Here is a 26,598-nt window from a genome sequence, read left to right as displayed (position 1 = left end):
AAGTAATTCAGTATTTTCTACTTTCCTCATGCTGATTTTTGGCCTGAAATGGATAGCAGAAGGAGCTCCCCGTTGGGAGTGACGTATTTTGAGGAATAACGATGAAAAGAATCGCAATCACCTGTGCATTACTGTCGAGCTTTGTGGTGAGCAGCGTTTGGGCTGACGCCGCCAGCGACCTGAAAAGCCGTCTGGATAAAGTCAGCAGCTTCCACGCCAGTTTTACCCAGAAGGTAACGGATGGTAGCGGCGCAGCGGTGCAGGAAGGCCAGGGTGATTTATGGGTTAAACGTCCGAATCTGTTTAACTGGCATATGACACAGCCTGACGAAAGCATCCTGGTTTCCGATGGGAAAACGCTGTGGTTCTTTAACCCGTTTGTTGAACAGGCGACGGCGACCTGGCTGAAAGACGCCACGGGCAATACGCCGTTCATGCTGATCGCGCGTAACCAGGCCAGCGACTGGCAGCAGTACAACATTAAGCAAAACGGCGATGATTTCGTGCTGACACCTAAAACCAGCAGCGGTAACCTGAAGCAGTTTACGATCAATGTTGGGCGTGACGGGACGATCCACCAGTTTAGCGCCATTGAACAAGACGATCAGCGCAGCAGGTATCAGCTGAAATCTCAGCAGAATGGTGCGATCGAACCTTCCAAATTCACCTTTACCCCGCCGCAAGGTGTAACGGTTGACGATCAACGTAAGTAGAGGCGTGTGAGTGAGCAATCTGTCGCTCGACTTTTCTGATAATACTTTTCAGCCACTGGCCGCGCGTATGCGGCCAGAAAATTTAGCGCAGTATATCGGCCAGCAGCATCTGCTGGCTGCGGGCAAACCTTTGCCACGTGCTATTGAGGCCGGGCACCTGCACTCCATGATTTTATGGGGGCCGCCGGGGACGGGCAAAACCACGCTTGCCGAAGTGATTGCCCGTTACGCCAACGCCGATGTTGAACGTATTTCGGCGGTTACGTCTGGTGTAAAAGAAATTCGTGAAGCGATTGAGCGTGCGCGTCAGAACCGTAACGCTGGCCGGCGTACGATCCTGTTTGTGGACGAAGTTCACCGTTTTAATAAAAGCCAACAGGATGCGTTTTTACCGCATATTGAAGACGGTACCATCACGTTTATTGGCGCGACCACTGAAAACCCCTCGTTTGAGCTGAACTCGGCGCTGCTGTCACGCGCACGCGTTTACTTACTGAAATCATTAACCACCGACGATATTGAACAGGTGCTGGACCAGGCGATGTCAGACAAAGCGCGGGGTTACGGCGGCCAGGATATCGTACTGCCGCCGGAGACGCGTCGGGCGATTGCCGAACTGGTTAATGGTGATGCGCGCCGGGCGCTGAATACGCTGGAAATGATGGCCGATATGGCCGAAGTTGATGATTCCGGCAAGCGCGTATTGAAAGCAGAGTTGCTCACTGAAATTGCTGGTGAACGCAGCGCGCGTTTCGATAATAAAGGCGATCGTTTTTACGATCTCATCTCCGCATTACACAAGTCAGTTCGCGGAAGCGCTCCGGATGCGGCGCTTTATTGGTATGCGCGTATCATCACCGCTGGCGGCGATCCGCTGTACGTTGCCCGTCGTTGTCTGGCGATTGCCTCTGAAGATGTAGGCAATGCCGATCCTCGCGCCATGCAGGTGGCGATTTCCGCATGGGATTGCTTTACCCGCGTGGGGCCAGCGGAAGGTGAACGCGCGATTGCTCAGGCGATTGTTTATCTGGCCTGTGCGCCGAAGAGTAATGCGGTTTACACCGCCTTTAAAGCCGCGCTGGCTGATGCCCGGGAACGTCCGGATTACGACGTGCCTGTCCACCTGCGTAATGCGCCGACGAAGCTGATGAAAGAGATGGGCTACGGTCAGGAATATCGTTACGCTCATGATGAGCCAAATGCCTATGCTGCCGGAGAAGAGTACTTCCCGCAGGAAATGGCACAAACGCGCTATTATCACCCGACAAACAGAGGTCTTGAAGGCAAGATTGGCGAAAAGCTCGCCTGGCTCGCCGGACAGGATCAAAATAGCCCTATAAAACGCTACCGTTAGTGTTATTGTTGCGGTAATGTTGTCGATGTATCCCTGTGACCGCAGGCTGTGGTCACTTTCTCCTATTTTAATTCGATAAGCACAGGATAAGCATGCTCGATCCCAATCTGCTGCGTAATGAGCCAGACGCAGTCGCAGAAAAACTGGCAAGCCGGGGCTTTAAGCTGGATGTAGATAAGCTGCGCGCTCTTGAAGAGCGTCGTAAAGTTCTGCAGGTACAAACTGAAAACCTGCAGGCAGAGCGTAACTCTCGATCGAAATCCATCGGCCAGGCAAAAGCGCGCGGGGAAGATATCGAGTCTTTACGTCTGGAAGTGAACAAACTGGGCGAAGAGCTGGATGCCGCGAAAGCTGAACTTGATACCTTACAGGCCGAGATCCGCGATATTGCGCTGACCATTCCTAACCTGCCAGCGGACGAAGTTCCGGTGGGTAAAGATGAAAATGACAACGTTGAAGTCAGCCGCTGGGGTACACCGCGCGAGTTCGATTTCGAAGTGCGCGATCACGTTACCTTGGGTGAAATGCACACGGGTCTTGATTTCGCCGCTGCGGTTAAACTGACCGGCTCTCGTTTTGTTGTCATGAAAGGGCAGATCGCGCGTATGCACCGTGCGCTGTCTCAGTTTATGCTGGATCTGCACACTGAGCAGCATGGTTACAGCGAAAACTACGTCCCGTATCTGGTTAACCATGACACGCTGTACGGCACTGGCCAACTGCCGAAATTTGCTGGTGACTTGTTCCATACGCGTCCGCTGGATGAAGAAGCTGACAGCAGCAACTATGCGCTGATCCCAACGGCGGAAGTGCCGCTGACCAACCTGGTACGCGACGAAATCATCGACGAAGATGCGCTGCCGATCAAAATGACTGCGCATACGCCGTGCTTCCGTTCCGAAGCGGGTTCTTACGGTCGTGACACTCGTGGTCTGATCCGTATGCACCAGTTCGATAAAGTCGAGATGGTGCAGATTGTTCGTCCGGAAGATTCGATGGACGCGCTGGAAGAGATGACCGGCCATGCTGAGAAGGTCCTGCAACTGCTGGGGCTGCCGTATCGCAAGATCATCCTGTGCACAGGCGACATGGGCTTCGGCGCATGCAAAACCTACGATCTGGAAGTGTGGATCCCTGCACAGAATACCTATCGTGAAATTTCCTCCTGCTCCAATGTGTGGGATTTCCAGGCTCGTCGCATGCAGGCGCGTTGTCGTAGCAAATCTGACAAGAAAACACGTTTAGTGCATACACTGAACGGCTCTGGTCTGGCAGTGGGACGTACGCTGGTTGCCGTTATGGAAAACTACCAGCAAGCTGATGGCCGTATTCAGGTACCGGAAGTATTACGTCCGTACATGAATGGCCTGGAATTCATCGGTTAAGTCATTTTTCCTTGCTAAAAAAGCGCCTCAGGGCGCTTTTTTTACGCCCGTTTGATGCCGGACAATAACCCTTACTCCATTAGTGGTAATACTGCCTTCGAATGAAAGTCAGTATTTATCTCTGTCTTTGCATAAATTCGATATATAACGGTCTGTATAACGATAGTATCGATATATAAACGACTATACAACGAACATTCCCTTTTTGTTTATTGTGAGCAGCAGAGTGAGCCACTATGAAAACTAAGATCCCCGATGCCGTACTGGCAGCTGAGGTTAGTCGCCGCGGTCTGGTGAAAACGACGGCGATAGGCGGACTGGCGGTGGCCAGTAGCGCGTTTACCCTGCCATTTACCCGTATCGCAAATGCCGCAGAAGCCCTCAATCCAACACAGATTAATGAGAAAGTGATCTGGAGCGCGTGTACGGTGAACTGTGGTAGCCGCTGTCCGCTGCGTATGCATGTGGTAGACGGTGAAATAAAGTATGTCGAAACCGACAACACCGGTGATGACAACTATGACGGTCTGCACCAGGTACGCGCCTGTCTGCGTGGGCGCTCTATGCGCCGTCGCGTCTATAATCCCGATCGTCTGAAATACCCAATGAAGCGTGTCGGCAAACGCGGCGAAGGTAAATTTGAGCGCATCAGTTGGGATGAAGCCTACGATATCATCGCCAGCAATATGCAGCGTCTGATTAAAGACTACGGTAACGAGTCTATCTATCTGAACTACGGCACCGGCACGCTGGGCGGCACGATGACGCGCTCATGGCCGCCGGGTAAAACGCTGGTGGCACGTTTAATGAACTGTTGCGGCGGTTACCTGAACCACTATGGGGATTATTCTTCTGCGCAAATCGCGGCAGGACTGAACTATACCTATGGCGGATGGGCTGACGGTAACAGCCCGTCTGACATTGAAAACAGTAAGCTCGTTGTCCTGTTTGGTAATAACCCAGGTGAAACTCGTATGAGCGGTGGTGGGGTGACCTACTACCTTGAACAGGCGCGGCAGAAATCCAATGCCCGCATGATCATAATCGATCCCCGCTACACGGATACCGGCGCGGGTCGTGAAGATGAATGGATTCCCATTCGACCGGGTACAGATGCAGCACTGGTTAACGGTATTGCCTATGTACTGATCAGCGAGAATATGGTTGATCAACCGTTCCTCGATAAGTACTGCGTGGGCTATGACGAAAAAACTCTCCCGGCGGGCGCGCCGAAGAACGGTCATTATAAGGCGTATATTCTCGGTCAGGGTAAAGACGGTATCGCGAAGACCCCGGAATGGGCTGCGCAGATAACCGGTATTCCTGCTGATCGAATTGTTAAGTTGGCGCGTGAAATTGGTAGCGCGAAACCCGCCTACATTAGCCAGGGTTGGGGGCCGCAGCGTCACGCCAACGGTGAGATTGCGACCCGTGCCATTTCGATGTTGGCCATTCTGACCGGCAACGTTGGTATTAACGGCGGCAACAGCGGTGCACGTGAGGGATCATACGATTTACCGTTTGAGCGTATGCCAACGTTGGAAAACCCCGTCGAAACCAGTATCTCAATGTTTATGTGGACGGATGCGATTGAGCGTGGTCCGGAAATGACGGCGCTGCGCGACGGTGTTCGTGGTAAGGATAAGCTCGATGTTCCGATTAAGATGATCTGGAACTATGCCGGTAACTGCCTGATTAACCAGCACTCTGATATCAACCGCACGCATGAAATCCTGCAGGATGATAAGAAGTGTGAAATGATCGTCGTTATCGATTGTCATATGACCTCCTCGGCGAAATATGCCGATATTCTGCTGCCGGACTGCACGGCCTCTGAGCAGATGGACTTCGCGCTGGATGCATCTTGCGGGAATATGTCCTACGTGATTTTCACCGATCAGGCGATCAAACCACGCTTTGAATGCAAGACTATCTACCAAATGACCAGCGAGCTGGCGAAACGCCTTGGCGTCGAGCAACAGTTCACGGAAGGCCGTACTCAGGAAGAGTGGATGCGTCATCTGTATGAACAGTCGCGCAAGGCTATACCGGAACTGCCGACATTTGAAGAGTTCCGTAAGCAGGGCATCTTTAAGCAGCGTGATCCTGAAGGACATCACGTGGCGTATAAAGCATTTCGTGAGGACCCCAAAGCCAATCCGCTTACCACGCCGTCAGGTAAGATTGAAATTTATTCTCAAGCGCTGGCAGAAATCGCTGCAACCTGGGAACTGCCGGAAGGCGATGTGATCGATCCATTACCGATTTATACTCCGGGCTTTGAAAGCTTAAACGATCCACTGGTGGAAAAATTCCCTCTGCAATTAACGGGCTTCCATTATAAATCTCGCGTCCACTCGACCTATGGCAACGTTGACGTCCTGTCGCCAGGAAATGTGGATTAACCCGATGGATGCACAACGACGTGGTATTAACAACGGTGACAAGGTACGTATCTTTAACGACCGTGGCGAAGTGCATATTGAGGCTAAAGTTACCCCACGTATGATGCCTGGCGTAGTAGCGCTGGGTGAGGGCGCTTGGTATGACCCGGATGTGAAACGCGTGGATCAGGGCGGTTGTATTAACGTGCTGACGACCCAGCGACCTTCTCCTCTCGCTAAGGGGAACCCATCACATACGAACCTTGTTCAGGTTGAAAAGGTGTAAGGAGTAACCGATGACAACCCAGTATGGATTTTTTATTGATTCCAGCCGTTGCACCGGTTGCAAAACTTGCGAACTGGCCTGCAAAGACTTCAAAAATTTAACGCCGGACGTCAGTTTCCGCCGTATTTACGAATACGCCGGCGGTGACTGGCAGGAAGATAACGGTGTCTGGCACCAGAACGTTTTCGCCTACTACCTCTCCATTGCGTGCAACCACTGTGAAGACCCGGCCTGTACCAAGGTGTGTCCAAGCGGCGCGATGCACAAACGTGAAGATGGTTTTGTGGTCGTGGATGAAGATGTGTGCATTGGCTGTCGCTATTGCCACATGGCCTGCCCGTATGGCGCGCCGCAATACAATGCCGCCAAAGGACACATGACCAAGTGCGATGGCTGTCATGAACGCGTTGCTGAGGGTAAGAAACCCATCTGTGTCGAATCCTGCCCGCTGCGTGCGCTGGACTTCGGCCCGATAGAGGAACTGCGTAAAAAACACGGCACCCTGGCCGCGGTAGCGCCGCTCCCTGGCGCGCACTTTACCAAACCGAGCATCGTCATCAAACCAAATGCCAATAGCCGCCCTACCGGGGATACCACGGGTTATCTGGCTAATCCGAAGGAGGTGTAAGATGGGAAGTGGATGGCATGAATGGCCGCTGATGATCTTCACTGTTTTCGGGCAGTGTGTTGTGGGTGGCTTTATCGTTCTGGCGCTGGCGCTGATGAAAGGGGACTTACGCCCTGATTCACAACAGCGTGTGATTGCCTGCATGTTTGGCCTGTGGGTATTGATGGGCATCGGTTTTATTGCTTCCATGCTTCATCTGGGCTCACCGATGCGGGCGTTTAACTCCCTCAACCGTGTCGGTTCTTCCGCGCTAAGTAACGAAATCGCCAGCGGCTCGATCTTCTTTGCCGTTGGTGGTATTGGCTGGTTACTGGCGGTGTTGAAAAAAATGTCACCAGCATTACGCAATCTGTGGTTAGTTCTCACCATGGTGCTGGGCGTAGTTTTTGTCTGGATGATGGTGCGCGTATATAACACTATTGATACGGTGCCTACCTGGTATAGTGTCTGGACGCCGGTTGGGTTCTTCCTGACGCTGTTCATGGGAGGTCCGCTGCTGGGATATCTGCTATTACGCGTTGCCGGAATTGACGGCTGGGCGATGCGACTGTTGCCTGCTATTTCAGTGCTTGCGCTGGTTGTGAGCGGCATCATGTCCGTGATGCAGGGCGCCGAGCTGGCGACAATCCACAGCTCAATTCAGCAGGCATCTGCGCTGGTGCCCGATTACGGTTCGCTGATGGCATGGCGGATTGTGGCACTGGCTTTAGCGTTGTGCTGCTGGATTGTTCCGCAGGTGAAAGGTTACCAGCCGGCAATACCGCTGCTTTCCGTCGCGTTTATTCTGCTGTTAGTCGGTGAGCTGATTGGCCGCGGCGTGTTCTATGGTCTGCATATGACGGTCGGCATGGCGGTCGCCAGCTAACCTGAAAATGCCGAATGGCATCGCGCTTGTCCGGCCTACACATTACAGTACTGAACGTGTAGGTCGGATAAGGCGTTAATATGGTCATCCCACAAATAAAAGATGCCTATTATCCATGAATTTTTTCGACTGAACGTAGCGGGGCAATTTTGTTTTAGATCAATTAAAACAAATAGATGTAATTTCCCATTTTTTATCAATCCGCATTAAGAATCAGTAATACGAATCGATCCCCCTGAAAGCGCCTCAGGCCCCTGATTGCGCCGATTGACAATGTTTTTTGCAGTGGCATGATGCGCATGAAATTTGAACTTCCTCACGGTTTTTATTCATGTCCACCTATACCCGTCCCGTTATGCTATTGCTGTGCGGGCTGCTTCTGTTGACCCTGGCGATCGCCGTGTTAAACACGCTCGTCCCGCTTTGGCTCGCCCATGAAAATCTGCCAACCTGGCAGGTAGGAGTGGTCAGTTCGTCCTATTTCACCGGAAATCTGGTTGGGACGTTACTGACCGGGTACTTAATTAAACACCTCGGTTTTAACCGCAGCTATTACATCGCCTCGCTTATTTTTGCTGCGGGCTGTGTCGGACTGGGCGTCATGGTAGGTTTTTGGAGCTGGATGACCTGGCGTTTTATTGCGGGTATCGGTTGTGCCATGATCTGGGTGGTGGTGGAAAGTGCGTTGATGTGCAGCGGGACGTCGCGTAACCGTGGACGCTTACTTGCCGCCTATATGATGGTCTATTACGTAGGGACGTTTTTAGGACAATTATTGGTCAGTAAAGTCTCGACAGAATTAATGAATGTTCTGCCGTGGGTGACCGGCACTATCCTTGCCGGAGTATTACCGTTGCTCTTTACCCGCATTGTGAATCAGCAGGGTGATGAACAACAGTCAACCCCCATTGTCTCTATGCTGAAGCTTCGCCAGGCGCGTCTGGGCGTGAATGGCTGCATTATTTCCGGGATTGTGCTGGGGTCGCTGTATGGCCTGATGCCGCTGTACCTCAACCATCAGGGTGTCAGCAATGCCAGCATTGGTTTCTGGATGGCGGTACTGGTCAGTGCAGGTATTCTGGGACAATGGCCAATTGGTCGTCTGGCCGATAAGTTAGGTCGCTTGCTGGTTTTGCGCGTTCAGGTCTTTGTGGTGATCGTCGGGAGTATCGCTATGCTGAATCAGGCGGCAATGGCACCTGCATTGTTTATGCTGGGCGCGGCAGGTTTCACCCTTTATCCGGTTGCGATGGCCTGGGCCTGCGAGAAAGTAGAACATCATCAGTTGGTCGCTATGAACCAGGCATTGTTATTAAGCTATACCGTGGGTAGCCTGCTTGGGCCGTCATTTACCGCCATGCTGATGCAAAATTATTCTGACAGTTTACTGTTTATCATGATTGCCAGCGTATCGTTTATTTATTTACTGATGCTGCTGCGTAAGACAGGGCATACACCGAATTCTGTGGCGCATATCTGATTTGATTTAACAGGATAAAAACAGGTTCCCATACATGTTGTTTATGTATACTTTATGGGAGCCTGTTTTATTTAATCATCGCTATTCTTTCCTGAAAATAAAATGTGCAGAAGATTATAGTTTTACATTCTGCCGTTTCCGCTTGGCCATTTTACCGCGCATAATCCCTCGCTTCATCTATTGATTATCAAAAATAGCGTCTACGAAGGATCGCCAATGGCAAGTGTGCAGGAAAAACAATTGCGGTGGTACAACATCGCATTAATGTCTTTTATTACCGTATGGGGATTCGGCAACGTTGTAAACAACTATGCTAATCAGGGATTGGTGGTTGTTTCTTCATGGATATTTATTTTCGCCCTCTATTTTATCCCTTATGCACTGATTGTCGGACAACTTGGCTCCACGTTTAAAGACGGTAAGGGTGGGGTTAGTACATGGATTAAACACACAATGGGACCGGGACTGGCTTATCTCGCAGCGTGGACCTATTGGGTGGTGCATATCCCTTATCTGGCGCAAAAGCCACAGGCTATTCTGATTGCGCTGGGGTGGGCGCTGAAAGGCGATGGTTCGCTGATTAAAGAGTATACCGTGGTGGCGTTGCAGGGGCTGACGTTAGCGCTGTTTGTCTTTTTCATGTGGGTTGCATCCCGTGGCATGAAATCGCTTAAAATCGTTGGATCGGTTGCGGGGATTGCGATGTTTGTGATGTCCATTCTGTATGTCGTAATGGCCGTCACCGCCCCGGCGATTACTGATGTGCAAATCGCCACAACCAATATCACCTGGGAATCTTTTATCCCGCACATCGATTTTACCTATATTACAACGATCTCGATGCTGGTCTTTGCGGTCGGTGGCGCGGAGAAAATCTCTCCATACGTTAACCAGACGCGTAACCCTGGCAAAGAGTTCCCGAAAGGGATGTTAGTTCTGGCGGTTATGGTGGCGGTGTGCGCGATCCTGGGTTCTCTGGCAATGGGGATGATGTTTGACTCTCAGCATATTCCTGATGACTTAATGACTAATGGCCAGTATTACGCTTTCCAGAAACTCGGGGAGTATTACGGCATGGGTAACACATTGATGGTTATTTATGCAGTTGCCAACACGTTAGGTCAAATTGCGGCTTTGGTGTTTTCTATTGATGCTCCGCTTAAAGTTTTACTGGGCGATGCTGATCGCAAATATATTCCTGAAAGCCTGTGTAAAACCAATGCCTCTGGTACACCGGTGAATGGCTATATTCTGACACTGGTGCTGGTGGCCATTTTGATTATGTTGCCAACGCTGGGTATCGGAGACATGAACAATTTGTATAAATGGCTACTGAATCTGAATTCAGTGGTGATGCCTCTGCGCTATCTGTGGGTGTTTGTGGCATTTATTGCCGTTATTCGTTTGGCGCAGAAATATAAACCGGAATATGTCTTCATTCGTAACCGCTCTCTGGCGATGACGGTGGGAATTTGGTGTTTTGCGTTTACTGCGTTTGCTTGCCTCACGGGGATCTTTCCGAAAATGGAAGCCTTTACTCCAGAGTGGACATTCCAGCTCACGTTGAACATTGTGACGCCGTTTGTGCTGGTTGGGCTGGGATTGATTTTCCCGCTGCTGGCAAGGAGAGGGCGTTAAGGGGAAATGGGGTGGGTAACAGGTTCGTTACCCACCACAAAGCTTAGTACATCACTTTGTGACCATACTGCTCAAGGATACCTTTCACACGCTCCATGGTCTCTTTTTTCGGCGGCTTAACGCCGTCGAGTTTGTACTCTTCACCCATTGCCACCCATTTGTGTTTGCCAAGTTCGTGGTATGGCAGCAGTTCAATTTTTTCGACATTGCCCATATCACGGGTAAATTCACCCAAACGGTGTGCTGAATCATCATCATCGGACCAGCCAGGCACGACAACGTAGCGGATCCACACTTTGATGTCTTTGTTAGACAGATAACGAGCGAACTCCAGCGTACGATGGTTAGATACGCCGACCAGGTTCTGGTGGATTTCATCGTTCATCTGTTTGAGATCGAGCATCACCAGGTCGGTGACTTCCAGCAGTTCATCAATCACTGGATCGTAACGGCGAACAAAACCGTTGGTATCCAGGCAGGTATGAATCCCTTCTTTCTTACAGGCGCGGAACCAGTCACGGACGAATTCAGCCTGGAGAATGGCCTCTCCGCCGGATGCCGTTACGCCACCACCGGATGCGTTCATAAAGTGACGATAGGTCACGACTTCTTTCATTAATTCATCGACGGTGACTTCTTTACCGCCGTGCGTATCCCATGTGTCACGGTTGTGGCAGTACAGGCAGCGCATCAGGCAGCCCTGGAAGAAGGTAATAAAACGGATGCCCGGGCCATCTACAGTGCCACAGGATTCAAAGGAGTGAATGCGACCAATAACTGACATTGCGGTGTTTCTCCAGGTGTGGCCCATCCGGGGCCAGTGTTAGTGCACAGTTATTAACTGTGTCGAGTCTGTTTTGGCTGATATCCATACTTTTCGTCTTTCAAGCTGCATCTTTGTTAGCTTCCTTCGCTCACCCCAGTCACGTACTTCTGTACGTTCCAGGGGATTCACTCCGTTGCTGCCTCAATGCAACTCGAAATCCATCGAGTATATAAGTATAGATAGCTGACAAAGCAGGCTATTAAAAAGGCCCCACTTACGTGGAGCCTTTATTGTACGCTTTTTAAAGTACGATTTCAGTCAAAACCAATTACATGGTCTGAGTGAAGGTACGAGTAATAACGTCCTGCTGCTGTTCTTTAGTCAGGGAGTTAAAACGTACTGCGTAGCCAGAAACACGGATGGTCAGCTGCGGATATTTTTCCGGATGTTCCATCGCGTCCAGCAGCATTTCACGGTTCATGACGTTCACGTTCAGGTGCTGACCACCTTCGATGGACGCTTCGTGATGGAAGTAACCATCCATCAGACCTGCCAGGTTGGTCTTACGAACTTCGTCGTCTTTACCCAGCGCGTTCGGAACGATAGAGAAGGTGTAAGAGATACCATCTTTAGCGTAAGCAAACGGCAGTTTAGCAACGGAGGTCAGAGAGGCAACAGCACCTTTCTGGTCACGACCGTGCATTGGGTTAGCACCCGGTCCGAACGGCGCGCCAGCACGGCGACCATCTGGGGTGTTACCAGTTTTCTTACCATAAACCACGTTAGAGGTGATGGTCAGAACAGACTGAGTCGGGATAGCGTTACGGTAAGTAGTCAGTTTCTGAATTTTCTTCATGAAACGTTCTACCAGGTCAACCGCCATGTCATCAACGCGAGAGTCGTTGTTACCAAACTGCGGGTATTCGCCTTCGATTTCGAAGTCGATAGCCAGACCGTCTTCGTCACGAATCGGTTTAACTTTCGCATATTTGATTGCAGACAGGGAGTCAGCAGCAACGGACAGACCAGCGATACCACACGCCATGGTGCGGATAACGTCACGGTCGTGCAGCGCCATCAGAGAGGCTTCGTAGCTGTACTTGTCGTGCATGTAGTGAATAACGTTCAGTGCAGTGACGTACTGTTTAGCCAGCCAGTCCATGAAGTGATCCATGCGGTCCATAACTTCGTCGAAGTTCAGAACGTCGCCTTTGATCGGTTCAGATTTAGGACCAACCTGCATTTTCAGTTTTTCATCAACGCCACCGTTGATTGCGTACAGCATGGTTTTCGCCAGGTTTGCACGCGCACCGAAGAACTGCATTTGTTTACCAACAACCATCGGGCTTACGCAGCAAGCGATAGCGTAGTCGTCGTTGTTGAAGTCCGGACGCATCAGGTCATCGTTCTCGTACTGCAGAGAAGAGGTGTCGATGGACACTTTAGCGGCGAATTTCTTGAAGTTCAGAGGCAGTTTTTCAGACCACAGAACGGTGATGTTCGGCTCCGGAGAAGGACCCATGGTGTACAGGGTGTTCAGGAAGCGGAAGCTGTTTTTGGTAACCAGAGTACGGCCATCAACGCCCATACCACCGATTGATTCAGTTGCCCAAATCGGGTCACCGGAGAACAGTTCATCATATTCAGGAGTACGCAGGAAGCGAACCATACGCAGTTTCATGACCAGGTGGTCGATCATTTCCTGTGCGTCTTGCTCGGTGATTTTGCCTGCTTTGATATCACGTTCGATGTAAGCATCCAGGAAGGTGGATACGCGACCGAAGGACATTGCTGCGCCGTTCTGAGATTTAACCGCGGCCAGGTAGCCGAAGTAAGTCCACTGGATAGCTTCCTGAGCGTTGGTAGCCGGACCAGAGATATCGCAGCCATATTTAGCAGCCATTTCTTTGATCTGACCCAGAGCGCGGTGCTGTTCAGCAATTTCTTCACGCAGACGGATAGTTGCTTCCAGGTTTACGCCATTTTCCAGATCGGACTGCAGAGAGACGAACTGAGCGTATTTGTCTTTCATCAGGTAGTCGATACCGTACAGCGCAACGCGACGGTAGTCACCGATGATACGGCCACGGCCATACGCATCTGGCAGACCAGTCAGAACACCGGATTTACGGCAGTTCAGAATGTCTTTGGTATAAACATCGAATACACCCTGGTTGTGGGTTTTACGGTATTCGGTGAAGATTTTTTTCAGCATCGGGTCCAGTTCGCGATTGTACGCTTTGCAGGAACCTTCAACCATTTTGATACCGCCAAACGGGATAATCGCACGTTTCAGCGGAGCTTCAGTTTGCAGACCAACAATTTTCTCAAGCGCTTTGTTGATGTAGCCAGCGTCGTGAGAAGTGATGGTAGAAGCAACGGAGGTGTCAAAGTCAACAGGCGCGTGAGTGCGGTTTTCCTGTTTAACGCCTTCCATTACGCTGTCCCACAGTGCAGTGGTCGCTTCAGTTGCGCCAGCCAGGAAGGACTCGTCACCCTCATACGGAGTGTAGTTTTTCTGAATGAAGTCACGGACGTTTACTTCATTCTGCCAATCACCTTTGGTAAAACCTTCCCAGGCTGTGGCTAACTTTTCATTAAGCTCGGACATGTAACACCTACCTTCTTAAGTGGATTTTTTATTTACTGCGTGTAATGAGCATCAACAGATTAATGATGATCGTTACCACGCAGGTAAATGACCCAGTATGTCAACCCGACCAACAAACCGCCGCCGATAATGTTACCGATCGTAACCGGAATCAGGTTATCGGTGATGAAATTCATCACGGTCAGGTGAGAAAAATTCTCCGGAGAAGAACCGACAGCGGTCCAGAATTCCGGGGTGGCGAAATCGCGTATTACGATACCCATAGGGATCATAAACATGTTTGCGATACTGTGCTCAAAACCGCTGGCAACAAACATTGCGACCGGTAATACCATGATAAACGCTTTGTCCATCAGGCTGCGGCCAGAGTAGCTCATCCATACCGCCAGGCACACCATTAGGTTAGCCAGAATACCAAGGCTTACAGCTTCAACAAAAGTATGGTGCACTTTGTGGTCGGCAGTTTGCAGGACGTTGAGTCCCCACGCGCCGTTGGCGGTCATATACTCGCCAGAAAGCCACATGAGTAACACAAAAATCAGCGCACCAATCAGGTTACCGACATAAACGTTAAGCCAGTTCTTCGCTAACTGACCCCAGGTAATACGACCACTGGCTTTAGCGACGACAATCAGTACGGTTGAAGTGAAGAGGTCAGCGCCGCAGACAACGCAAAGGATCAGCCCCAGGGAAAAGCAGATACCACCCACCAGCTTTGCCATGCCGAAAGGCATTGTGCCGGTACCGGTTGTGGCAGTGATATAGAAAACAAAGGCAATTGAAATGAACACACCGGCAGTAATTGCCAGATAGAACGTCTTAAGCGGATGTTTCGTTGCTTTATAGACGCCTGCTTCTTCGGCAACTTTGGCCATAGCAGCAGGAAGTATAAGATCAAAAGGGTTGTCAGCTTTCACACTAACTCTCTCTTTATTAAGTCGGCGACGAGATACTAACAAAGCATTATAGATGAGAATTTGATATAGATCATATCTCGCCTGGCTTATAGGCCCGTAAGACGCATGGTTTTTATGCGATTACGGTGTAACTTGTTGATTATCAATGTAAAAATAAATTTTAAAAATTATAAAGTGAGTTGAAATTTTTCTTTATGCCTCCAGTCGGACGGTTAATTAAAATGGAGTAATTGAGATAAATAGCGATATTAATAAACCAAAAATTTTAATATCAACTACTAATATTTAACCTTGTTTTTACAATTATTTTTGAGTACACAAAAATAAAAAAACAGGGCGCTTAAAGCGCCCCGTAATATAGCCCAGACAATACGTTTAGCCTACTCAACGCGGGCTGTTTGCCACTATTTTGACCAGTGTGCTGCTTTCGCGCGTTGCAGCTTCTCATAGGCTTTCAGCAGAGACTGATGTGCCGGGAAAGCCCGCAGATCGCTATCAACCGTTTGTAATCCGTAGAATGGCGCTTCTCCGCTCATTGCTGCACTTGCTGCTTCAACTGCCTCTGCACCGTACATACGAACAAATGCGTTAAGATACTGCAGCGGCTGACGATCTTCTTCCTGAGAGAGCAGCAGCAGAGTTTGCAGGCAACGGTAATAGTTTGCGCGTTCAGCACTAAAGACGGATGCATTAAATTCCATTGTCCATTCCGTCCAGATCAGTGCCTGCTCAAGGTCACCACCCGCCAGAGCCAGCATTACTTTGAGCTCGCCAATGCGCAGGGTATACCAGCCATTATCCGCACCGGTCGCCAAACCCAGCAGCTCACGTACGCGAGTGAAGTCGTCAAATCCTTCTTCATCCAGCTGTGCGAGCAGGTTGAGGTAGTCTTCTTTTTCCCATTCGCTGCCTGGCAGAGAGAGAATGGTCTCACGCAGGTGCGCTGCCATGCTGTTGTTGGCTAACCACAAATCTTCTGCAGGGTAGATGTCAGACATGCCCGGGACGATAATGCGGCAAGCGTAAACGCTCAGATGCTCGTAGTCGGCGATGTAGACTTCCTTATCTTCCGCTTTGAAGATGGCCATCAGGGTTGCGAACTCTTCTTCCGTTGTGCCGGAGAAATTCCAGTCAACGAACGGGTAATCGGCATCTTGCTTGAACAGATCCCAGGAGATCAGACCGCTGGAATCGATGAAGTGCGTTTCGAGGTTAGTGTGCTCAGCCACTTCTTCATCGTCGAAGGTTGGGGGAGTGAAGACATCAAGATCTTTCAGGCCACGGCCCTGCAACAGTTCAGTGACGGTACGCTCCAGTGCAACACCGAAATCCGGGTGCGCGCCGAAAGAGGCAAAACAGGTACCGTTAGCCGGGTTGAACAGTACAACGCAGATAACCGGGTATTTGCCGCCCAGCGAGCCGTCGTATGCGAAGATTGGGAATCCTTCGGCTTCCAGCTTTGCAATGGATTCAACGACTGCCGGGTAACGCGCCATCACTTCGGCCGGAATTTCCGGCAGGCTGATGCTTTCCGCGATAATGCGGTTTTTCACATAGCGCTCAAAAACTTCAGACAGCCCCTGAACGCGGGCTTCATTCGGTGTGTTACCCGCAGACATACCGTTAGATACGTACAGATTACCGATAATGTTCATCGGAATGTAAACGGTCTGATTATCTGACTGACGGGTAAACGGCAGGCCGCAAACGCCGCGTTCTTCATTGCCGGATTGCAGATCGATAAGCATGCTACCGGTCAGTTCATTGTCTGGATCGTAGAATGCACGCAGACGCGCATCCAGCAAACCTTCAGGTACGTCATCATCTTCTGTCAGTGGGAACCATTTTTCGTTCGGGTAATGTACGAACGGGCCGTTAGCGATGGTGTCGCCCAGCCAGAAATCCGCAAAGAAGTAATTCGTGGACAGACGCTCAAAATATTCGCCCAGTGCGGAGGCCAGCGCCGCTTTTTTCGTCGCACCTTTACCGTTGGTAAAGCACAGCGCGCATTCTTTGTCGCGAATATGCACAGACCAGACGTTAGGAACGGGATTCAACCACGAGGCTTCTTCAATTTGAAAACCGAGGTCGAGTAATTTTTGCTGGAAGCGAGCGATGGAATCTTCCAGTGCGGCATCTTTGCCGGGTATAAATGTTTGCGTCATGAAAATCACTTTTGTCGTACGGAAAGCGCGCAATGATACGGGTTTTCAATGAATGGCGCTATCGCCGCCCGAGCCTGGGCGTAAATAAAGCATTTGATTCACACCGTAGCGTGTTCAGTCGAATGTCTGCGGACTATCTGCTGAAGGGAAGGGGGCTTCTTTCTTTATATATCTCTGCGCTATGCAAAACCAGAATGGTCGAAGGTTGGCTGGGCCAAATGCGCCTCCTGATAGCGAAAATCTCGGTTTTTATCCGTCAATCCGATAGATTCTTTTGTGTGATGCACCGCTCATTTTTGCCCTGGCCAGTTTTACCCATTGCGGCGCGTGTCACTGAATGATAAAACCGATATCCACAGGAATAACTTATACCCAATGTCTGTCACAGGAATTATCGTAAACGACAGGATGTTGATCGGATAACAACACAACGTGGTGAGGGGAAATGGCTCAGGTCTTCAATTTTAGTTCAGGTCCGGCAATGCTACCGGCAGAAGTACTTAAACTGGCTCAACAGGATCTTCGCGACTGGAACGGTCTTGGCACGTCGGTGATGGAAATTAGCCACCGTGGCAAAGAGTTCATCCAGGTCGCAGAGGAAGCGGAGCAGGATTTTCGCGATCTTCTCAGTATCCCCTCCAACTATAAAGTGTTGTTCTGTCATGGCGGTGGCCGTGGGCAGTTTGCGGGTATCCCATTAAATATTCTGGGTGACAAAACCACGGCGGATTACGTCGATGCCGGTTACTGGGCCGCCAGTGCAATTAAAGAAGCGAAAAAGTACTGCACGCCAAATGTTATCGACGCCAAAGTCACCGTTGACGGACTGCGTGCTGTTAAACCGATGAGTGAATGGCAGCTTTCTGACAATGCGGCGTATCTGCACTATTGTCCGAACGAAACCATCGACGGTATCGCGATTGATGAAACGCCGAATTTTGCCAGCAACGTGGTGGTTACGGCGGATCTGTCCTCGACCATTCTTTCCGCACCGCTTGACGTTAGTCGTTATGGCGTAATTTACGCCGGGGCGCAGAAAAACATCGGCCCGGCCGGGCTGACCATTGTCATCGTACGTGAAGATTTGCTGGGTAAGGCCCATGTGTCCTGCCCGTCAATCCTCGACTATACCGTGCTGAATGACAACGACTCCATGTTCAATACGCCACCGACCTTTGCCTGGTATCTGTCTGGCCTGGTTTTTAAATGGCTGAAAGAGCAGGGCGGTGTTAACGCGATGGATAAAATTAACCAGCAAAAAGCGGAACTGTTGTACGGCGTGATTGATAACAGCGACTTCTACCGCAACGATGTGGCGAAATCGAACCGTTCACGCATGAACGTCCCGTTCCAGTTGGCTGACAACGCGCTGGATAAACTTTTCCTGGAAGAGTCGTTTGCTGCCGGTCTGCATGCACTGAAGGGACATCGTGTAGTTGGCGGAATGCGGGCTTCAATCTATAACGCTATGCCGCTGGAAGGCGTAAAAGCACTGACCGATTTCATGGTCGATTTCGAGCGCCGCCGCGGCTAATCTGCTGTACTTTTCATCCCCACAGCCAGCCTGTGGGGTTTTTATGTCTGTTTTTGAGAGTTGAGTTTCATGGAATCCCTGACGTTACAACCCATTGCGCGGGTGGATGGCACCATCAATCTGCCTGGATCCAAAAGTGTTTCTAACCGCGCTTTGCTGCTGGCTGCATTAGCAAATGGCACCACTGTCCTGACCAACCTGCTGGACAGCGATGATGTCCGCCATATGCTTAATGCTCTGAATGCGTTAGGGATTAGCTATACCCTTTCTGCCGATCGCACGCGTTGCGAGATAATCGGTAACGGCGGCGCGCTGCATGCAGAAGGCGCTGTAGAGCTGTTCCTTGGCAATGCCGGAACCGCAATGCGCCCGCTGGCCGCAGCGCTGTGCCTGGGCAGCAATGACATCGTGCTGACGGGCGAACCGCGCATGAAAGAGCGCCCGATTGGTCATCTGGTTGATGCGTTACGCCAGGGCGGAGCCAACATTGAATACCTGGAGCAGGAAAATTATCCGCCTCTACGTCTGCGCGGTGGTTTCACCGGAGGGCAAGTTGAGGTAGACGGCAGCGTATCCAGCCAGTTCCTCACTGCATTGCTGATGACTGCGCCGCTGGCGCCGCAGGACACGACGATCGCCATTAAAGGTGAGCTGGTATCCAAACCTTACATTGATATCACACTGAACCTGATGAAAACGTTTGGTGTTGACATTGAAAACCAGAACTACCAACGTTTTGTCGTGCAGGGCAACCAACAGTACCAGTCTCCGGGCGCCTATCTGGTAGAAGGCGACGCTTCATCGGCCTCGTATTTTCTTGCGGCCGGCGCGATCAAAGGCGGTACGGTGAAGGTTACCGGGATTGGGCGTCATAGCATGCAGGGTGATATTCGCTTTGCTGATGTGCTGGAAAAAATGGGCGCGACCGTGACATGGGGTGATGATTTTATTGCCTGTACTCGCGGTGAGTTGAATGCTGTCGATATGGACATGAACCATATTCCTGATGCGGCAATGACCATTGCGACCGCCGCGTTGTTTGCAAAGGGCACAACGACTTTACGGAACATTTACAACTGGCGCGTCAAAGAGACCGACCGTCTGTTTGCGATGGCAACGGAGTTGCGGAAAGTGGGCGCGGAAGTTGAAGAGGGGCATGATTTTATCCGTATCACTCCGCCGGTTAAGCTGCAGTTTGCGGATATTGCGACCTATAACGATCACCGTATGGCGATGTGTTTCTCGCTGGTGGCGTTGTCTGACACGCCGGTAACCATTCTGGACCCTAAATGCACCGCCAAAACCTTCCCGGATTATTTCGAACAGTTGGCCCGTATTAGTACTCCTGCCTGATCCTCACGAAACGCCGGTCCCTGGGCTGGCGTTTCGGTGTCCGTAACCGCACTGTTTTTACGCTTACAACTAATGCTAATTTGTTGATGATTTAACTTATTTATTTGTTTTTATTATAAATATCATCGGAAGATTAGCATGAAAAATAAATCACTCTTTTTGGCGTTGGCGGTTTCCGCTACGTTGTTGGCAGGTTGTAAAAATGGCGTAAATGGCGACCTTGTTGCCAGTTCCGGTATGGCGGCTTATAAAGCTGCGACGCTTTCCGACGCTGATGTCAAATCTCTCTCTAACAGTTCATGTAAGCAGATGGATAGCGAAAACCAGCTAGCGGGCGCAAAAAGCAAATACACTAAGCGTCTGAATAAAATTGCGAAAGCGTTGGGTAATAACATTGATGGAACGCCGGTCAACTATAAGGTTTATATGACCAGTGATATCAATGCCTGGGCAATGGCGAATGGATGCGTACGTGTTTATTCGGGTTTGATGGACCAGATGACCGACAATGAGATTGAAGGTGTGCTGGGTCATGAGTTGGGCCATGTTTCTTTAGGACACTCACGTAAAGCAATGCAGACTGCGTATGCCACACTCGCTGCGCGCGATGCTATTTCTGCGACCAGCGGCGTCGCTTCTCAGCTTTCCCAGTCTCAGTTGGGCGATCTGGCGGAAGGTGTGATTAACTCAGCGTTCTCCCGTAGCCAGGAATCGGATGCGGATGACTTTTCCTATGATTTGCTGAAAAAACGCGGTATTGACCGTCAAGGGTTAGTGACTGCGTTTGATAAGTTTGCCACGATGGACGCAGGCCATGCAAAATCACTGATGGATTCTCATCCGGCATCTGACGATCGTGCTCAGCATATGCGTGAACGTATCGCTGCAGATAAAAAGTAAAACAGTGTCATCTTCCGGGCTGGTTTCTCGCCAGCCCGCTATAATTGCGCAATTCTTCCTCATATCGTTACAGACTAATCGGGTTTTTACACTCTGTGTTAACGATTATTAGCGTTGGCGCGTATAATGCGCGGCGTTCACGTTAACGTATGCCCGTTTAAGGAGAAAAAGATGACGGCAATTGCCCCGGTTATTACCATTGATGGCCCAAGTGGTGCAGGAAAAGGCACCTTGTGCAAGGCAATGGCGGAAGCATTGCAGTGGCATCTGTTAGATTCAGGCGCGATCTACCGCGTACTGGCGCTCGCAGCGTTACATCACCATGTTGATGTCACTTCTGAAGATGCTCTGGTACCGCTTGCCTCACACCTGGATGTGCGTTTTATCTCAACGGACGGCAACCTGGAAGTCATTCTGGAAGGCGAAGATGTCAGCGGCGAAATCCGCACCCAGGAAGTGGCGAATGCCGCCTCTCAGGTCGCTGCGTTTCCTCGCGTACGCGAAGCGCTGTTACGTCGCCAACGCGCGTTTCGTGAAGCGCCCGGCCTGATTGCCGACGGACGTGATATGGGCACGGTGGTGTTCCCTGATGCGCCAGTAAAAATTTTTCTGGACGCCTCCTCGCAAGAACGTGCGCATCGACGTATGCTACAGTTGCAGGAGAAAGGCTTTAGTGTTAACTTTGAACGCCTTTTGGCCGAGATCGAAGAACGTGATTACCGCGATCGTAACCGTGCTGTAGCGCCGCTGGTTCCCGCTGCTGATGCTTTAGTTTTAGATTCAACCCGATTAAGCATTGAGCAAGTGATTGAAAAAGCGTTACAATACGCGCGCCAAAAACTGGCTCTCGCATAAGTGCGACCGAATTTGCAGTACCCCCGTTGCAATGGATTGACAGCGGGTATGTTAAACAACCCCATCCGGCATGGAGCCAGGTGGACGTTAAATATGAAACCTGAAGATTAAACATGACTGAATCTTTTGCTCAACTGTTTGAAGAATCCTTAAAAGAAATCGAAACCCGCCCGGGTTCCATCGTTCGTGGTGTTGTTGTTGCTATCGACAAAGACGTAGTACTGGTTGACGCCGGTCTGAAATCTGAGTCCGCCATTCCGGCAGAGCAGTTCAAAAACGCCCAGGGCGAGCTGGAAATCCAGGTTGGTGACGAAGTTGACGTTGCTCTGGATGCAGTAGAAGACGGCTTCGGTGAAACCCTGCTGTCCCGTGAAAAAGCTAAACGTCACGAAGCTTGGATCACGCTGGAAAAAGCTTACGAAGAAGCTGCAACCGTTACTGGTGTTATCAATGGCAAAGTCAAGGGTGGCTTCACTGTTGAGCTGAATGGTATTCGCGCGTTCCTGCCGGGTTCCCTGGTAGACGTTCGTCCGGTCCGCGACACGCTGCACCTGGAAGGCAAAGAGCTTGAATTCAAAGTAATCAAGCTGGATCAGAAGCGTAACAACGTTGTTGTTTCCCGTCGTGCCGTTATCGAATCCGAAAACAGCGCAGAACGCGATCAGCTGCTGGAAAACCTGCAGGAAGGCATGGAAGTTAAAGGTATCGTTAAGAACCTCACTGACTACGGTGCATTCGTTGATCTGGGTGGCGTTGACGGCCTGCTGCACATCACCGACATGGCATGGAAACGCGTTAAGCATCCGAGCGAAATCGTAAACGTTGGCGACGAAATCACTGTTAAAGTGTTGAAGTTCGACCGCGAGCGTACTCGTGTATCTCTGGGCCTGAAACAGCTGGGCGAAGATCCATGGGTAGCTATCGCTAAGCGTTATCCGGAAGGTACCAAACTGACTGGTCGCGTGACCAACCTGACCGACTACGGCTGCTTCGTTGAAATCGAAGAAGGCGTTGAAGGCCTGGTTCACGTTTCCGAAATGGATTGGACCAACAAAAACATCCACCCGTCCAAAGTTGTTAACGTTGGCGACGTAGTGGAAGTTATGGTTCTGGATATCGACGAAGAACGTCGTCGTATCTCCCTGGGTCTGAAGCAGTGCAAAAACAACCCATGGCAGCAGTTCGCGGAAACCCACAACAAGGGCGACCGTGTTGAAGGTAAAATCAAGTCTATTACTGACTTCGGTATCTTCATCGGCCTGGACGGCGGCATCGACGGCCTGGTTCACCTGTCTGACATCTCCTGGAACGTTGCAGGCGAAGAAGCAGTTCGTGAATACAAAAAAGGCGACGAAATCGCAGCAGTTGTTCTGCAGGTTGACGCAGAGCGTGAGCGTATCTCTCTGGGCGTTAAACAGCTCGCAGAAGATCCGTTCAACAACTGGGTTGCACTGAACAAGAAAGGCGCAATCGTAAACGGTAAAGTCACTGCAGTTGACGCTAAAGGCGCAACCGTAGAACTGGCTGACGGCGTTGAAGGTTACCTGCGCGCTTCTGAAGCTTCCCGCGACCGCGTTGAAGATGCAACTCTGGTTCTGAGCGTAGGCGACGACGTTGAAGCTAAATTCACCGGCGTTGATCGTAAGAACCGTGCAATCAGCCTGTCTGTTCGTGCTAAAGACGAAGCTGATGAGAAAGATGCAATCGCAACTGTTAACAAACAGGAAGATGCAAACTTCTCTAACAACGCAATGGCTGAAGCTTTCAAAGCAGCTAAAGGCGAGTAATATCGAGTACTCTATACCCGCACATGCAACTTGAAGTATGACGGGTATAAATCCTTTGTGCTGTTAACAGCACAAAGGGTGACGAGTAGCTTGACAGATTACAGGATTCGTCCTGTAATCAATGACAAAGGGCGGCTACGGCCGCCCTTAATCAATGCAGCAGCTAATTTTGCCTTTAAGGAACCGGAGGAATCATGACCAAGTCAGAATTGATTGAAAGACTTGCAACCCAGCAACCTCATATTCCCGCGAAAGCGGTTGAAGATGCAGTAAAAGAGATGCTGGAACATATGGCCTCGACTCTTGCGCAGGGCGAGCGTATTGAAATCCGCGGTTTCGGCAGTTTTTCTTTGCATTACCGCGCACCACGCACCGGACGTAATCCGAAGACTGGCGATAAAGTGGATCTGGAAGGAAAATATGTTCCGCACTTTAAGCCGGGTAAAGAACTGCGCGATCGCGCCAATATTTACGGTTAAGTCCTCAGCAAGACTTAGCCCCGAGAAAAGCACCTGTATGGGTGCTTTTTTCATTTTCACCTCCCTGTGCTGGAATCTCTCTCCCAACATATTTGTATGTTACATCTGCAGTTAAATAACATCGGAACGCACCTCGTTTACCGGTAAATAGTTGCCAGACATCTGCTGAATTGTCCTGCACACTCCCTGTCACAGGGAGGTGTCATATGAAACTAACAACAATCAGTACGTGTGCGTTATGCGGCATTCTCCCGCTGACGGTATTACCCGTATTACCTGACATGCTGTGTGTCAGCTTGGTATTTGGTCTGGCGTGTCTGCTTTGTCTCATTCCTCATCGATATATGCATTACGCTGGATTAGTCCTGCTGTTTTTCCTGTGGGGAATACTGGCTGCGAAAGAGGTTATCTGGGCCGGTAATACGCTGCCTGCGAAAACCCAGCAAGCCATTGTGAGGATAACCGGAACAGACAATATGACAACGCACTACGGCCAAATCACTCACCTTCAGGGGAAACGAATCTTTCCTGCCGTTGGCGTCGTACTGTATGGACAGTACTTACCTGGCGATGTTTGCGCAGGTCAGACATGGGCGATGATGCTGAAAGTTCGCGCTGTGCATGGGCAACTGAATGAAGGTGGATTTGATAGCCAGCGCTATGCATTGGCACAGCATCAGCCGCTAACGGGGCGATTTCTGCAGGCCTCAGTGATTACACCGCAATGCAGTCTGCGTGCACGTTATCTCTCCTCGCTAAAAACCACGCTTGCCGCCTATCCCTGGCAGCAAGTCATACTGGGGCTGGGGATGGGGGAACGTTTGTCTGTATCGCAGGCGGTAAAAAATATAATGCGTGATACCGGAACAGCACATTTGATGGCCATTTCCGGGCTGCATATTGCTTTTGCCGCACTCCTCGCTGGCGGATTGATACGAGGCGGACAATTTTTTATGCCAGCACGCTGGATCTGCTGGCAGGCTCCGCTAGTCGGGGGTGTGCTCTGCGCTGCATTTTATGCCTGGCTGACGGGGCTGCAACCACCGGCATTACGCACGGTCATCGCGCTAATGGTATGGGGGGCACTAAAACTAAGCGGCAGGCAGTGGAGTGGCTGGGCGGTCTGGATTACCTGTCTGGCAGCAATTGTGGTAGTAGATCCGGTCGCGGTGATTTCACAAAGTCTGTGGCTGTCTGCTTTCGCCGTAGCGGCGCTGCTATTCTGGTTTCAGTGGATGCCGATGCCGTGCTGGCCGCTCTCGCGTATCGGACGTGCAGTGCTGGCGCTTGCTCATCTTCAACTGGGAATTACGGTACTGCTTCTGCCTGTCCAAATCGCATTATTTCACGGTGTTAGCCTGAGCTCATTGCTGGCCAATTTATTTGCGGTACCGCTGGTCACATTTGTTTCAGTTCCTCTGATATTAGCGGGTATGGTCGTGCATTTAACCGGTCAGGTGATGATCGAGGCAGGGCTGTGGTATCTCGCTGACCGTTCTCTGGAGCTGTTATTTTGGGGTCTCAATAGCTTACCGGATGGATGGCTCAACATTGATGCGCGTTGGCAATGGCTTGCACTGTCCCCATGGCTGATGCTTATTGCATGGCGATTAAATGCCTGGGAAACGCTACCGGTTGCCTGTTTTACCGGGCTTTTGTTATTGAGTGGACCGTTCTGGAGGACACCCCGCGCTGATTTGTGGCAGGTACATATGCTGGACGTCGGGCAGGGGCTGGCGATGGTGATTGCGCGTAATGGTAAAGCACTGCTTTATGATACTGGTCTGGCATGGCCTGAAGGTGATAGCGCGCAACAGCTGATTATTCCCTGGCTACGTTGGCACAACCTGGAACCGCAAGGGGTAATTCTAAGTCACGAGCATTTGGATCACCGTGGAGGGTTGCAATCGCTACAGCAAGCCTGGCCGTCACTGTGGATCAGAAGTCCGTTGGGCTGGAATGGGCATCTCCCTTGTTTTCGCGGGGAGCATTGGCAATGGCAGGGATTAACATTTAGTGCACATTGGCCAGTCAGTGGAAATAAAGAGCAGGGGAATAACCATTCCTGTGTGGTAAAGGTGGATGACGGACATCAGAGTATTCTCCTGACTGGTGATATTGAATCCCCTGCTGAACAAAAAATGCTAAGTCACTACTGGCAGCATCTGCAGGCTACGTTTGTGCAGGTTCCACACCACGGGAGTAACACGTCATCCTCATTGGCGCTGATTCAACGCGTTGGCGGACAGGCCGCAATAGCCTCAGCATCCCGCTACAATGCCTGGCGTCTACCGTCATGGAAAGTCCGACAGCGTTACCGGCAACAAAATTATCAGTGGCTGGACACACCCCACCAGGGGCAAATCACGCTAGATATTTATCAAAAAAGTTGGCGCATACGCAGCTTACGGGATCAGATTTTACCCCGTTGGTATCATCAGTGGTTTGGCGTGTTGGAGGATAACGGGTAGAATATGCGGCTATTCTAACAAATGCTG

General features: G+C 50.7%; 18 protein-coding genes and 1 pseudogene. 15 read left to right on the top strand and 4 right to left on the bottom strand.

Annotation, left to right across the window (positions count from 1 at the left end; translation table 11 throughout):
• Window positions 1–101: 101 nt before the first annotated feature.
• From lolA to SK32_RS08575, 8 genes and pseudogenes are all read left to right on the top strand, one after another.
• Window positions 102–713 (top strand): outer membrane lipoprotein periplasmic chaperone LolA, encoded by a 612-nt coding sequence (gene lolA / locus SK32_RS08610; RefSeq protein WP_048212146.1) that lies wholly within the window; start codon window positions 102–104, stop codon window positions 711–713.
• A gap of 10 nt (window positions 714–723) precedes the next feature.
• Window positions 724–2,067, top strand: coding sequence for a replication-associated recombination protein RarA (gene rarA, locus SK32_RS08605; RefSeq protein WP_048212145.1), 1,344 nt, complete (start codon window positions 724–726; stop codon window positions 2,065–2,067).
• Window positions 2,068–2,159: 92 nt separating this feature from the next.
• Window positions 2,160–3,452 carry a serine--tRNA ligase gene (serS, locus tag SK32_RS08600; protein WP_003836908.1) on the top strand — a complete coding sequence of 431 codons (1,293 nt, stop codon included), beginning with the start codon at window positions 2,160–2,162 and terminating at the stop codon, window positions 3,450–3,452.
• A gap of 236 nt (window positions 3,453–3,688) precedes the next feature.
• A pseudogene (dmsA, locus tag SK32_RS08595) lies at window positions 3,689–6,122 on the top strand (dimethylsulfoxide reductase subunit A).
• 10 nt (window positions 6,123–6,132) lie between these two features.
• Complete coding sequence (locus tag SK32_RS08590; RefSeq protein WP_005123570.1) at window positions 6,133–6,750, top strand: DMSO/selenate family reductase complex B subunit; 618 nt, start codon at window positions 6,133–6,135, stop codon at window positions 6,748–6,750.
• A gap of 1 nt (window position 6,751) precedes the next feature.
• Window positions 6,752–7,615 carry a dimethyl sulfoxide reductase anchor subunit family protein gene (locus SK32_RS08585; RefSeq protein ID WP_048212144.1) on the top strand — a complete coding sequence of 288 codons (864 nt, stop codon included), beginning with the start codon at window positions 6,752–6,754 and terminating at the stop codon, window positions 7,613–7,615.
• A 331-nt stretch (window positions 7,616–7,946) separates the two neighbouring features.
• On the top strand, window positions 7,947–9,095 hold the full coding sequence (locus SK32_RS08580) for an MFS transporter (protein ID WP_005123568.1): 1,149 nt from the start codon (window positions 7,947–7,949) through the stop codon (window positions 9,093–9,095).
• A 216-nt stretch (window positions 9,096–9,311) separates the two neighbouring features.
• A complete protein-coding gene (locus tag SK32_RS08575) occupies window positions 9,312–10,733 on the top strand; it encodes an amino acid permease (RefSeq protein ID WP_005123567.1) in 1,422 nt (473 codons plus the stop codon).
• 43 nt (window positions 10,734–10,776) lie between these two features.
• On the opposite strand, the gene pflA is transcribed toward SK32_RS08575, so the two are convergent.
• The 4 genes from pflA to ycaO all read right to left on the bottom strand — a co-directional run bounded on the left by pflA (window position 10,777) and on the right by ycaO (window position 17,192).
• The gene (pflA, locus tag SK32_RS08570; RefSeq protein ID WP_003035751.1) at window positions 10,777–11,517 is read right to left on the bottom strand and encodes a pyruvate formate lyase 1-activating protein; all 741 of its coding nucleotides are present in this window, start codon (window positions 11,515–11,517) and stop codon (window positions 10,777–10,779) included.
• Window positions 11,518–11,827: 310 nt separating this feature from the next.
• Window positions 11,828–14,110, bottom strand: coding sequence for a formate C-acetyltransferase (gene pflB, locus SK32_RS08565; RefSeq protein ID WP_048212143.1), 2,283 nt, complete (start codon window positions 14,108–14,110; stop codon window positions 11,828–11,830).
• 59 nt (window positions 14,111–14,169) lie between these two features.
• Window positions 14,170–15,027 (bottom strand): formate transporter FocA, encoded by an 858-nt coding sequence (gene focA, locus SK32_RS08560; protein WP_003831909.1) that lies wholly within the window; start codon window positions 15,025–15,027, stop codon window positions 14,170–14,172.
• A gap of 404 nt (window positions 15,028–15,431) precedes the next feature.
• Window positions 15,432–17,192: a 30S ribosomal protein S12 methylthiotransferase accessory factor YcaO gene (gene ycaO / locus SK32_RS08555; protein WP_048212607.1), complete on the bottom strand. Its 1,761-nt coding sequence runs from the start codon at window positions 17,190–17,192 to the stop codon at window positions 15,432–15,434.
• Window positions 17,193–17,637: 445 nt separating this feature from the next.
• Here ycaO and serC point away from each other — a divergent pair, with 445 nt between their 5' ends.
• From serC to SK32_RS08515, 7 genes are all read left to right on the top strand, one after another.
• Window positions 17,638–18,726, top strand: coding sequence for a 3-phosphoserine/phosphohydroxythreonine transaminase (gene serC, locus SK32_RS08545; RefSeq protein WP_048212142.1), 1,089 nt, complete (start codon window positions 17,638–17,640; stop codon window positions 18,724–18,726).
• 69 nt (window positions 18,727–18,795) lie between these two features.
• On the top strand, window positions 18,796–20,079 hold the full coding sequence (gene aroA / locus SK32_RS08540) for a 3-phosphoshikimate 1-carboxyvinyltransferase (RefSeq protein WP_040231805.1): 1,284 nt from the start codon (window positions 18,796–18,798) through the stop codon (window positions 20,077–20,079).
• A 138-nt stretch (window positions 20,080–20,217) separates the two neighbouring features.
• On the top strand, window positions 20,218–20,979 hold the full coding sequence (locus tag SK32_RS08535; RefSeq protein WP_048212141.1) for a metalloprotease LoiP: 762 nt from the start codon (window positions 20,218–20,220) through the stop codon (window positions 20,977–20,979).
• A gap of 171 nt (window positions 20,980–21,150) precedes the next feature.
• The gene (gene cmk / locus SK32_RS08530) at window positions 21,151–21,834 is read left to right on the top strand and encodes a (d)CMP kinase (RefSeq protein WP_005123561.1); all 684 of its coding nucleotides are present in this window, start codon (window positions 21,151–21,153) and stop codon (window positions 21,832–21,834) included.
• Window positions 21,835–21,947: 113 nt separating this feature from the next.
• Window positions 21,948–23,621: a 30S ribosomal protein S1 gene (gene rpsA, locus SK32_RS08525; protein ID WP_003035776.1), complete on the top strand. Its 1,674-nt coding sequence runs from the start codon at window positions 21,948–21,950 to the stop codon at window positions 23,619–23,621.
• A 194-nt stretch (window positions 23,622–23,815) separates the two neighbouring features.
• Window positions 23,816–24,100 (top strand): integration host factor subunit beta, encoded by a 285-nt coding sequence (ihfB, locus tag SK32_RS08520; protein WP_003035780.1) that lies wholly within the window; start codon window positions 23,816–23,818, stop codon window positions 24,098–24,100.
• Window positions 24,101–24,306: 206 nt separating this feature from the next.
• A complete protein-coding gene (locus tag SK32_RS08515) occupies window positions 24,307–26,571 on the top strand; it encodes a ComEC family protein (protein WP_048212140.1) in 2,265 nt (754 codons plus the stop codon).
• Window positions 26,572–26,598: the final 27 nt, after the last annotated feature.

It is taken from the genome of Citrobacter sp. MGH100, assembly GCF_001034465.1.
Taxonomy (GTDB): Bacteria; Pseudomonadota; Gammaproteobacteria; order Enterobacterales; family Enterobacteriaceae; genus Citrobacter; species Citrobacter youngae.
Note: the sequence above shows the minus strand (reverse complement) of the source record. Positions and strands in the feature narration are given on the sequence as shown.

What these genes read in the sequence shown, in the direction of transcription:
- SK32_RS08575 (WP_005123567.1), top strand. Translation starts at nt 9,312, where the DNA reads ATGGCAAGTGTGCAGGAAAAACAATTGCGGTGGTACAACATCGCATTA.
- SK32_RS08515 (WP_048212140.1), top strand. Translation starts at nt 24,307, where the DNA reads ATGAAACTAACAACAATCAGTACGTGTGCGTTATGCGGCATTCTCCCG.
- lolA (WP_048212146.1), top strand. Translation starts at nt 102, where the DNA reads ATGAAAAGAATCGCAATCACCTGTGCATTACTGTCGAGCTTTGTGGTG.
- SK32_RS08585 (WP_048212144.1), top strand. Translation starts at nt 6,752, where the DNA reads ATGGGAAGTGGATGGCATGAATGGCCGCTGATGATCTTCACTGTTTTC.
- cmk (WP_005123561.1), top strand. Translation starts at nt 21,151, where the DNA reads ATGACGGCAATTGCCCCGGTTATTACCATTGATGGCCCAAGTGGTGCA.
- rpsA (WP_003035776.1), top strand. Translation starts at nt 21,948, where the DNA reads ATGACTGAATCTTTTGCTCAACTGTTTGAAGAATCCTTAAAAGAAATC.
- SK32_RS08580 (WP_005123568.1), top strand. Translation starts at nt 7,947, where the DNA reads ATGTCCACCTATACCCGTCCCGTTATGCTATTGCTGTGCGGGCTGCTT.
- SK32_RS08590 (WP_005123570.1), top strand. Translation starts at nt 6,133, where the DNA reads ATGACAACCCAGTATGGATTTTTTATTGATTCCAGCCGTTGCACCGGT.
- pflA (WP_003035751.1), bottom strand. Translation starts at nt 11,517, where the DNA reads ATGTCAGTTATTGGTCGCATTCACTCCTTTGAATCCTGTGGCACTGTA.
- serS (WP_003836908.1), top strand. Translation starts at nt 2,160, where the DNA reads ATGCTCGATCCCAATCTGCTGCGTAATGAGCCAGACGCAGTCGCAGAA.
- pflB (WP_048212143.1), bottom strand. Translation starts at nt 14,110, where the DNA reads ATGTCCGAGCTTAATGAAAAGTTAGCCACAGCCTGGGAAGGTTTTACC.
- ycaO (WP_048212607.1), bottom strand. Translation starts at nt 17,192, where the DNA reads ATGACGCAAACATTTATACCCGGCAAAGATGCCGCACTGGAAGATTCC.
- serC (WP_048212142.1), top strand. Translation starts at nt 17,638, where the DNA reads ATGGCTCAGGTCTTCAATTTTAGTTCAGGTCCGGCAATGCTACCGGCA.
- SK32_RS08535 (WP_048212141.1), top strand. Translation starts at nt 20,218, where the DNA reads ATGAAAAATAAATCACTCTTTTTGGCGTTGGCGGTTTCCGCTACGTTG.
- ihfB (WP_003035780.1), top strand. Translation starts at nt 23,816, where the DNA reads ATGACCAAGTCAGAATTGATTGAAAGACTTGCAACCCAGCAACCTCAT.
- aroA (WP_040231805.1), top strand. Translation starts at nt 18,796, where the DNA reads ATGGAATCCCTGACGTTACAACCCATTGCGCGGGTGGATGGCACCATC.